Origin of the sequence: Burkholderia semiarida (assembly GCF_029268935.1) — a bacterium.
Taxonomy (GTDB): domain Bacteria; phylum Pseudomonadota; class Gammaproteobacteria; order Burkholderiales; family Burkholderiaceae; genus Burkholderia; species Burkholderia semiarida.
In genome coordinates, this window is record NZ_JAHLCL010000005.1 from 537,104 (window position 1) to 547,356 (window position 10,253).

The following is a 10,253-nucleotide window of genomic DNA, read 5'->3' on the forward strand; positions in this document are numbered from 1 at the left end:
TCAGTCCGGCTCGACCCAGGCGGCCACGTCGACCGCGCCGAGGTCGCGGCTGCCGAGCACGAAGCGCGCACCGCCCGGCGCGGGCAGCATGCATGGCGTGTCACCGTAGTTGAACGCGAACGTGACGCGCCCGCGTCGACGCAACCGCACACCGTCCGGCAGCGCGTACGCTTGCAACCCCGCATCGCGTGCGCAGCGGGCAACGATCGCGCGCAACAGCGTCCGATCGAAACAGGCAGTCGCCATCGTCACGTGAGCGCGCCGCACGAGCGCCGGCACACCGTCGTCGCATGCGGCCAGTACGTCGACGCCCGGCGCCGCGTCCATATCGACGTGATCGCGCCATTTCAGCGCATGACCATCGACGCCGTCGAACGACACACGCGGCGCGAGCGACGGCCGCAGCGACTCGACCTGGCCAATCCGAACCGGTAGCACGTTGCGCAGCTTGCCGGGTGCGAGACCCGGCGCGATCGCGAATTCCGCGGTGCGCGAACCCGTGCGCGGCCCGAACAGCCAGTGGGCGTGTCCGCTCGCGGCCTGCTCGACGATGCGATCCGTGACGACCGGCAGCGTCGGCGCGACGACGAACGCATAACGCGACACGTCGGCGCCAGCCGCGACGATATCGACGTCGAGGCCCAGCTCGCGCAGCGCGCGATACCAGTCGAACACGTGCTGTTGATAGTCGAAATCGGCGCCGTGCGGCTGGATCCGGATCATCCAGTCGGCCTCGTAGTCGAACAGCAGCGCGACGCGGGCCGTGTCACGCTCGCCGGCGACGAGCGCGGGATCCAGCGCGGCGATCTCGCGTGCGACGCGCGCCACTTCGTGACCGCCCGGCGACAGCCGGTCGTCCGGCGCGTTGAGTCCCGAATGCAGTTGCTCCTGCGCATGCGGATACTGCCGCCACCGGAAATACGACACGAGCTCCGCGCGGTGCGCAAACGCTTCCCACGTCCACAGCCGCACCGCGCCCGCGTGCGGCACCGGGTTGTAAGGCCCCCAGTTGACGGGCCCTGCCTGCTGCTCCATCACCCACATCCGGCCGTTGCCGACCCCGCGATACAGGTCGTGCGAGAACGCCGATACGTCCGGATGCCCGGTGCGGGCCCAGCGTTGCTTGTCCGCTTCATCGAGCGGCAGCACTTCGGTGCGCGGCACCGGATAGCTGTCCCACGCGGCGACGTCGAGGCCACCGCGTGCGAACGCGTAATGATCGAACTCGGCGAAAAAACCCATGAAGTTATGCAGCACGTCGCGACCCGGCGCGTGCGGACGGATCGCGTCGACCTGCGCGGCATGAAACCGCGCGACCTCGTCGGACTGATAGCGCCGGAAGTCGAGCAGGTGGGCGGGATTCGCGTCGGTCGGCGTATGACGCGGCAGTTCGATCTCGTCGAAGCCGCGATATTCCATGCTCCAGAACACGTTGCCCCACGCGCGGTTCAGCGCGTCGATATCGCCATGACGCGTGGCGAGCCACGTGCGGAAACCCTGGAGTGCCGCCTGTGTATAGCTCGGCAACGTGTTGTGACAGCCGAGTTCGTTGTCGGTCTGCCACGCGATCACCGCCGGATGCGCGCCGTAGCGCCGCGCCATCGCGTCGGCGATGCGCACGCAGTGCTCGCGATACACGGGGCTCGCGATGTCGTAATGGCGACGCGAGCCGAACTGCCACACCGCGCCATCGACACCCACCGGCAGAATCTCCGGATGACGATCGACGAGCCACTTCGGCGGCGCGGCGGTCGGCGTGCCGAGTACGATCTTCAACTGCTGGCGTGCGAGCGTGTCGATCGCGTCGTCGAGCCATGCCCAGTCGTAGCGGCCGGGCTCCGGCTCCATCCGGCTCCACGCGAATTCGGCGATCCGCACGCGCGTCAGGCCCAGTTCGGCCATGCGCCGCGCATCGCGATCCCATTGTTCGCGCGGCCAGTGTTCGGGGTAGTAGCAAACGCCGAGGTGCATCGTGGATTCCTTGGAGAAAGAGGATGGACGGGTCAGCCCTTGGTCGCGCCGAACGTGAGCCCTGCGACGAAGTGCTTCTGCATCGCGAAGAACATCAGCACCGACGGTAGCGCGGCGAGCACGGAGCCTGCCGACACGATGTTCCAGGCGGTCGTCCACTGCCCTTTCAGCGCGGCGACGCCGACGGTGATCGGCGCCGCGTCGTCGCCTTGCGTGAGGCACAGTGCCCAGAAGTAGTCGTTCCACACGAACGTGAACACGAGGATCGCGAGCGCCGCGAGCGCGGGCCGCACGAGCGGCAGCACGACGCGCCAGTAGATCGCCCACTCGGACGCGCCCTCGACGCGCGCGGCCTCGATCAGCTCGAACGGCAGCTCGCGGATGAAGTTGCGCAGGAACAGCGTGCAGAAGCCGGTCTGGAACGCGGTGTGGAACAGCACGAGCGCCCATACGGTGTTGTACAGGCCGACGGCGAGCATGATCTGCCGCACCGGGATCATCAGGATCTGGATCGGCACGAAGTTGCCGGCGACGAACAGCCCGAGCAGCACGAGATTGCCGCGGAACCGGTAGTTCGCGAGCGCGTGCCCGGCGAGCGACGCGAGCAGGATCGACGCGGCGACCGACGGCACCGTGATCAGGAGGCTGTTCGAGAAGTAGTGGAGCATCGGCGTCTGCGTGAGCGCGGCGCCGTAGTTGTCGACGAGCGCGAACTGCCTCGGCCAGCTCCAGTAATGACCGGCCATGATCTCGTCGGTCGAGCGGATCGACGTGACGAGCACCGCGAGCAGCGGCACGAGCCACAGCACGAGCGCACACGGCAGCGACAGCCGGTACAGCAGGCGGGCGGGACGTCCCCAGCGGGACACGGGCATCGGATACATTTGCGATCCTTACGATTCGACGCGCACCAGCTTGCGCAGCTGCCACACGATATAGACGAGCATGATCGCGAACAGCACGACGGCGATCGCGGCCGAATAGCCTTCGCGGTAGTACTTGATCGCCTGGTCGACCATGAAGTACGCGAGCACGGTCGAGCTGTCGAACGGGCCGCCGCCCGTCATCACCGAGATCAGGTCGAAGCTGCGCAGCGCGCCGATCACGGTCAGCACGACCGCCATGAACGTCGCGGGCCGCAGTTGCGGCAGGATCACGTGCCACAGCAGCGTGAAGCCGCGCGCGCCTTCCATCCGCGCCGCTTCGACGATCTCGCCGTTGATGCCGGTGAGCCCGGTCAGGTACAGGATCATGCAGAACGGGATCTGCGGCCACAGCGCGGCGACGATCACGCCGTAGGTCGCATAGCGCGGATCGCCGAGCACCGGGATCCCGTGCCCGACGATCAGCTTCAGCAGCCCGAACGTCGGGTCGTAGAACCACGAGAACACGAGGCCAACGACGACGCCCGGCAGCACGAACGGCGCGAAGAACAGCGACTTCACGAGCCGGATGCCGAACACGTTCTGGTTCAGGTACAGCGCGAGCGCGAGGCCGAGCGGCGGCGCGGCGAGGAACAGCGCGAGCCACAACACGTTGTTCTTCAGCGCGACGGTGAACGTATCGGACTGCAGCAGCTCGCGATAGTTGTCGAGTCCGGCGAACGTCATCGGCGTCATCCCGTCCCACTGATGAAAGCTCAGCCAGATGCTGCTGACGATCGGGTACAGCACGAACACGGTGAAGAGCGCGAAACCCGGCAGCACGAACCACAGGGCCGCGCGATTGCGCCGCCGCGCGAGCGACGCGCGCGCAGGCCGCCGTGGGCCGGCATCGCGGCGCGCGGCGCTTTCGGACAGGCTGATTGACATGAGATGACCTTCGATGAAACGAACGTGACGGTGACGACGCAGCACCGGGCCGACATCCTCGCCGGCCCGGCCGCGCGGCGCATTACTTCCGGTAGATGCGCTTGCGCGTCTGCTCGAGGCGCTGCAGGATCGCATCGAGCTGCGTCGGATCGGACAGGAACTGCTGCATCGCCTTCATCCCCTCGTCCGCCATTTCCTTCGTCATGTCGCGATCGTAGAACTGCGCGATGCCGCCCGGCGTCGTCGCGAGCGTATGGAATCCGATCTTCGAGATCGGGTCCTGCGGCTCCGGCGCCTTGTTGTTCGACGGCAGTTGCCCCATCCCCTTCGCGAACTCGCCGCTGACCGCCGGCTGCCCCATGAACGCGAGGAAGCGTCGCGCATCGGCCTTGTTGTGCGCTTTCGCCGGCACGATCAGCACGTTGACCGGGCCGTCCTCGGCAAGCGGCACCGACGCGTCGATCACCGGAAAGCGGAAGAAGCTGATCGGGTTGCGCGTCGCGCTCAGCAGTCCTGCCGAATACCAGGTGCCCATCAGCGTCATCGCGGCCTGACCGTTGACGATCAGCGGGCTCAGCGAATCGACGTCGTAGGACAATGCGTTGTCGATGAAATACTTGTCGTCGATCAGCTTCTTCCATGCTGCGTACACGGCCCGCACGCGCGGATCGGTATAGGCGACGTCGCCGGCCATCAGCTTCTGGTGGAACGCATAGCCGTTGATCCGCAGGTCGAGGTAGTCGAACCACGCGGCGAGCGTCCATGCATCGCGCGCGGCCACCGCGATCGGCGCGATGCCGGCCGCCTTCAGCTTGCGGCACGCGTCGAGAAACTGCGGCCAGTCGGCCGGCTCGCCGTGAATGCCGGCCTTCTCGAACAGGTCCTTGCGATAGAACAGCCCGTACGCGTCATAGCCGAGCGGCAAACTGTAGAGCTTGCCGCCGTAGGTCGACGACTGCTTGACGGACGCATACGTGTCGTTCCAGCCGTTCTTCTGCCAGTCCGCGCTCAAATCCTCGATCAGCCCACGCTTCGCGAAATACGCGAGCCGCTCGCCGTTGTTCCAGCTCAGCACGTCCGGCGGATCGGTCGCGAGCCAGCCGGACATCTGCACCTTGTACGCCTCCTCGCCGACGTAGCTGACCTTCAGGTCGATATCCGGATTCGCCTTGCGGAACTGGTCGAACGCGGCCTGCCACGTCGCGCGCTGGTTGCCGCGCGCGGCAACGTTCACTTTCAGCGTGCCCGCGTCGGCTGCGCCCGCGGCGCACGCCGCGGCAGTCGTCAGGGCAAGCAGCAGTCGGCTCGCACGAAGTCTCATCGTTGTCTCCTGATATTGGTGTGTTGAATGCCGCGTCGCACGCGGCCGGTCGGCATGGCGCCGCTACGCGAACGCCGCTTCGGCGTGAATGGCCGGCAACGCGATGCCGGCTTCGTCGAACAGATGGCAACTCGACGGCGGCACGAGAAACGCATGCCGTTCGCCGCGCCGCAACGCGGCCTGCCCCGGCAATTTCGCGAGTAGCGGCACACCGTCGGGCTGGTCGAGATGCACGTATGCGGCTTCGCCGAGCTGCTCGACGAGCGCGATGTCGCGCACGATCGACGGCAAGCCGGCATCGCCGGACGCGGCGAGCAGCAGGTGCTCGGGACGAATCCCGAGCGTCACGCGCGCACCGCGGCCGACGTGGCGCGGCAACGCGCGATCGCGCAGCGTCAGCGTTTCGCCGGTGCCTTCCAGCGTCAGCCGGCAGCCGTGCACCTCGCCCGCCTCGACGACGGCCGGCAGGAAGTTCATCCGCGGCGAGCCGATGAAGCCCGCGACGAAGCGGTTGGCCGGCCGGTGATACAGCTCGAGCGGTGCACCGGCCTGCGCGATGCTGCCGAAGCGCGCGACGTCGTCGCCCGCATGCAGCAGCACGATCCGGTCGGCCAGCGTCATCGCCTCGATCTGGTCGTGCGTGACGTAGACCGAACTCGATTGCGTGAAGCGCGCGTGCAGCCGCGCGATTTCGACCCGCGTCTGGCCGCGCAGCGTCGCGTCGAGATTCGACAGCGGCTCGTCGAACAGAAACACGCGCGGTTCGCGCACGATCGCACGGCCGATCGCGACGCGCTGCCGCTGCCCGCCGGACAACGCCTTCGGCTTGCGATCGAGCAGCGCTTCGAGCTGCAGCACACGCGCGGCCTCGGTCACGCGGCGGCGGATCTCGTCCTTCGGCGTGCCGGCGATCCGCAACCCGAAACCGATGTTGTCGAACACGGTCATGTGCGGAAACAGCGCATAGCTCTGGAACACCATCGCGACGCCGCGCTCCGCGGGCGGCGTGTCGTTCATCCGCGCGCCGCCGATCCGCAGCTCGCCCTCTGTCACGTCCTCGAGCCCGGCGATCATCCGCAACAGCGTGGATTTTCCGCAGCCCGACGGACCGAGAAACACGCAGAATTCGTGCGACGCGATCTCGAGGTTCACGTCGCGCAGCACCGGCGCATGGTCGCCGTAGCGCTTCGAGACGTCCTTCATTGAAATGGCGGTCATCGCGCTCTCCAGTCGTCCGTCACACGCATCGGATCGGAAAATTTAAACGCTTAAATTTTAATGGCGCGATTCGCCCGCTTCGCCGTACCATGTCGTCTCCTTCCTCTGATGTATCGAGAAATTAGCGTATCGGCTGTCCCCGTGCAACTTGTGGGACGCACTCCCAGAATATGAGCAGACACTCTCCCGCTTCACTTCCGCTGCATCACGCCAGCCGGCCGATCGGAGGCCGCGTATGGTGACGCTCGCGCAAGTCGCGCAGCGCGCGAACGTCACGGCGGCGACCGTCTCGAACGTGCTGCGCAATCCGCAGAAGGTGAAGCCGGCGACCGTCGAACGCGTGATGGCGGCGATCCGCGAACTCGGCTACCGGCCGAACCTGACCGCGCGCGCGCTCGCCGAGGGCCGCACGTCGACGCTCGCGCTGATGCTGTCGAACATCACGAACCCGTTCTATCCGGAATTCGTGCTGGCAGCCGAGCGCGAGGCGCGCAAGCGCGGCCATTACCTGCTCGTGTCCAATACCGACGACGATCCGGCGATCACCCGCAACTACCTCGAGCGGATCGCGGGGACGCTCGCGGCCGGTGCGATCGTGATGAACACCGATCTCGCCGAAGCCGAACTCGCCGACATCGCGCGCCACGGCGCATCGATCGTGCTGTGCATGTGGGAACACGTGCATGCGTCGCGTACGCTGCCGTGCGTGACCGTCGATTTCGCGGCGGCGGGCGCGCTGGCGGCCGCGCATCTGTCCGGGCTGCGACATCGGGCGTTCGGCGCGCTCGTCGGCAAGGGGTCGGGCGGTCCGCAGTCGGTGCGGCTGCGCGGTTTCGCCGACGAACTCGCGGCACGCGGCCACCCCGCGAATGCGCTGACGACCGTATCGGCGCACGACTCGATCGAAGGCGGCTACGAAGCGGCCGCCGCGTTGCTGCGGGAGCAGCCTGGCCTCACCGCGCTGTTCGCGACCAACGACCTGATGGCGATCGGCGCGATGCAGGCCGCCGCCGATCTCGGCCTGCGCGTGCCGGCCGATCTGTCGGTCGTCGGCATGACCGATATCCAGCTCGCCCACCAGTTCCGTCCCGCGCTGACCACGGTGCGGTTCCCGACCGCGCAGATCGCCGCGCGGGCGATCGCGCTGACGCTCGACATGATCGACGGAATCGAGCCGGCCGTGGCCGTGCATACGATCGGCGCGCCCGAGCTCGTCGTGCGCGAATCGACCGGGACGGCGCCGGACTGACGGTTCGATACGCACGCGCTTGTGCATGCGGCGTATGCGTCGGGAATGAACGACGTGGCGTCGGTCGCGCGGGTTCCGTTCTCTCATTCGACGACGACGGCGGAAAGCGGCACATCGCGACCTTCGATGCGCGGCAAACCGATGCGGACGGGAAGAGATCGGGAAGTGCGGGATGGCCGCATCCGATGCCGCAGTTCCCCGAAACACAAAAGGACGCGTCACCGAGACGGCGCCGCGCGATTCGAGACGATTCGTCGTTCCGCCGGGGTCGTGGGCGACGCGCGTGACGCGTGAAGATTCGCGGCCGCCCGAGCATGCGGCGGCCGCGGTATCGACGTCGACTACTTCTTGATCACCGGGACGGTGAGCGAACTGACGAGCGACGTCACGGGCGCCAGCAGACCGCCCGACGCGCTACCACCCCCTTGCGCGGAATTGCCGTTCAGCGAAACCGCCAGCGCGGGAACGATGCCGGCCACCGAACCGACGGCCGAACCGACCGATTGCACCGCCGCGTTGGCGATCGTCGCACCGCCGGAGATGAGCGCCCCGGCGGCGTTCGTCACCCCGCCGACCGCACCGGCTGCCGTGCCGCCGTTGAGCGCGACACTGAGTGCCGGAAGCGTTCCGGCGACCGCGCCGGCGGTGCCGGTCACGGTGTGCGCGAGCGAGCCTGCCAGGCCGGTGGTGACCGTCGCGAGCGATCCCGTCGCACCGGTTGCGCCGGAGAGGACGCCGGTTCCCGAGCCGACGACGTTGCCGGCGCCGCCGGTGGCGGATCCGATCAGCGACGTGACGGTCGAGGCGATCGGTGTGATGGCCGCCGTGCCGCTGCCGGCGATGCCGGTTATCGCGCCGGACGTTGCGCCGATTGCACCGGTGGCTGCGCCGATCGGCAGCGAGCCGCCGAGATTGCCGACAATGCTCGTGATCGGCGTGATCAGCGCGCCGCCGTTGCCTGCGACACCGGTGACGGCGTTGACGACGCCAGTGCCGGCATTGGCGACCGTGCCCACGATGCTGCCGAGACCGCTGGTCGCGCCGCCGGCACCGCCCACTGCGCCAGCCAACGTTCCCACTGCGCCGGTTGCCGTGTTGCCGACCGTGCCAACGACGCCGCCGACACCACCGAGGCCACCGGTCGCGCCGCCGCCGACACCGCCCACTGCGCCGGCCAACGTTCCGACTGCACCGGTTGCCGTGTTCGCTACCGTGCCAACAACGCCGCCGAGACCACCGAGGCCACCGGTCGCGCCGCCGCCGACACCGCCCACTGCGCCGGCCAACGTTCCGACTGCACCGGTTGCCGTGTTGCCGACCGTGCCAACGACGCCGCCGAGACCACCGAGGCCACCGGTCGCGCCGCCGGCACCGCCCAGGGCACCAGTCAGCGTTCCGACTGCACCCGTTGCCGTGTTCGCTACCGTGCCAACAACGCCACCGAGACCACCGGTCGGATTGCCAACACCACCCAAGGCGCCCGTCACCGTACCGACTGCGCCGCTTGCCGCATTGCCCACCGTTCCGACAACGCCGCCGAGACCGCTGGCCCCGCCACCGCCGACACCACCCAGTGCGCCAGTCAGCGTTCCGACTGCACCTGTTGCCGTGTTCGCTACCGTTCCGATGACGCCGCCAAGCCCGCCCGTCGGATTGCCACCACCGATGCCACCCAGTGCGCCGGTTACCGTACCAACGACGCCACCAAGCCCACCGGTCGGATTACCGACACCACCCAAGGCACCCGTCACCGTACCGATTGCGCCGCTTGCCGCATTGCCCACCGTTCCGACAACGCCGCCGAGACCGCCGGCCCCGCCACCGCCGACACCACCCAGTGCGCCAGTCAGCGTTCCGACTGCACCTGTTGCCGTGTTCGCTACCGTTCCGATGACGCCGCCAACCGTGCCAACTACGCCACCAAGCCCACCGGTCGGATTACCGACACCACCCAAGGCGCCCGTCACCGTACCGACTGCGCCGCTTGCCGCGTTGCCCACCGTGCCGACAATGCCGCCGAGACCACCGGTCCCGCCGCCACCGATGCCGCCCAGTGCGCCGGTTACCGTGCCAACCACACCACCAAGCCCACCGGTCGGATTACCGACACCGCCCAACGCCCCCGTCACCGTACCGGCCACCCCGGCGACCGGCTCGAGCAATCCGCTACCGATATCGATGGTCGCGCTTCCCGTCCCGGTCCCCGCCAGCCCGATCGAGATACCGCCTGCATTCGGGTTGCCGACCGTCACCACTCCGTTCCCCCATCCCGTCACGGTACCGACGAGTTCCCCGGGCGCGGGCAATCCGCCTCCGACGATGAGGCCGTCGGATTTGCTGACACTTCCCAGCGGAGAAGCCAGCACCCCCGCCTGAGACGCCGTGGCGGCCAGGCTGAACAAAGCCGCGACCGACAAGGCGATGCCTGTCAGTTTCACATTCGTTTTCGTTTTCATGAATAACCTCATTTCGGTTGGAAAACCGCGGAACAGCTCGAGCGATGACGCATGGACCCCGTCGCCCGAAGGCGGCGCGAATCGTTCGCGGATTGCCCGATACGGCAAGGCGTTGAAACAAGTTAAAACAGGCTGATACAACGGGATACCAGACACCACGTGACGTACTTCTTGAAAAGTGATTCGCATCACGAAACTTCTGTAATGCGAATCTGAAAACCCACCCT

7 protein-coding genes are annotated in these 10,253 nt (G+C 67.6%); 1 reads left to right on the forward strand and 6 read right to left on the reverse strand.

Annotated features, from left to right (window positions below; translation table 11 throughout):
• The 5 genes from KPB06_RS09245 to KPB06_RS09265 all read right to left on the reverse strand — a co-directional run bounded on the left by KPB06_RS09245 (position 1) and on the right by KPB06_RS09265 (position 6,321).
• Positions 1-1,971, reverse strand: coding sequence for a beta-galactosidase (locus KPB06_RS09245; RefSeq protein ID WP_275905318.1), 1,971 nt, complete (start codon positions 1,969-1,971; stop codon positions 1-3).
• A gap of 32 nt (positions 1,972-2,003) precedes the next feature.
• Positions 2,004-2,855 carry a carbohydrate ABC transporter permease gene (locus KPB06_RS09250; RefSeq protein ID WP_275905317.1) on the reverse strand — a complete coding sequence of 284 codons (852 nt, stop codon included), beginning with the start codon at positions 2,853-2,855 and terminating at the stop codon, positions 2,004-2,006.
• 9 nt (positions 2,856-2,864) lie between these two features.
• Positions 2,865-3,782, reverse strand: coding sequence for a carbohydrate ABC transporter permease (locus KPB06_RS09255; RefSeq protein ID WP_060967104.1), 918 nt, complete (start codon positions 3,780-3,782; stop codon positions 2,865-2,867).
• Positions 3,783-3,864: 82 nt separating this feature from the next.
• Positions 3,865-5,103 carry an ABC transporter substrate-binding protein gene (locus tag KPB06_RS09260; protein WP_275905316.1) on the reverse strand — a complete coding sequence of 413 codons (1,239 nt, stop codon included), beginning with the start codon at positions 5,101-5,103 and terminating at the stop codon, positions 3,865-3,867.
• Positions 5,104-5,166: 63 nt separating this feature from the next.
• Positions 5,167-6,321, reverse strand: coding sequence for an ABC transporter ATP-binding protein (locus KPB06_RS09265; RefSeq protein WP_275905315.1), 1,155 nt, complete (start codon positions 6,319-6,321; stop codon positions 5,167-5,169).
• A 235-nt stretch (positions 6,322-6,556) separates the two neighbouring features.
• Here KPB06_RS09265 and KPB06_RS09270 point away from each other — a divergent pair, with 235 nt between their 5' ends.
• A complete protein-coding gene (locus KPB06_RS09270) occupies positions 6,557-7,570 on the forward strand; it encodes a LacI family DNA-binding transcriptional regulator (protein ID WP_059577678.1) in 1,014 nt (337 codons plus the stop codon).
• Between the two features lie 341 nt (positions 7,571-7,911).
• Here KPB06_RS09270 and KPB06_RS09275 read toward each other — a convergent pair whose 3' ends face one another.
• On the reverse strand, positions 7,912-10,038 hold the full coding sequence (locus KPB06_RS09275; RefSeq protein WP_476695708.1) for a beta strand repeat-containing protein: 2,127 nt from the start codon (positions 10,036-10,038) through the stop codon (positions 7,912-7,914).
• Positions 10,039-10,253 lie beyond the last annotated feature (215 nt).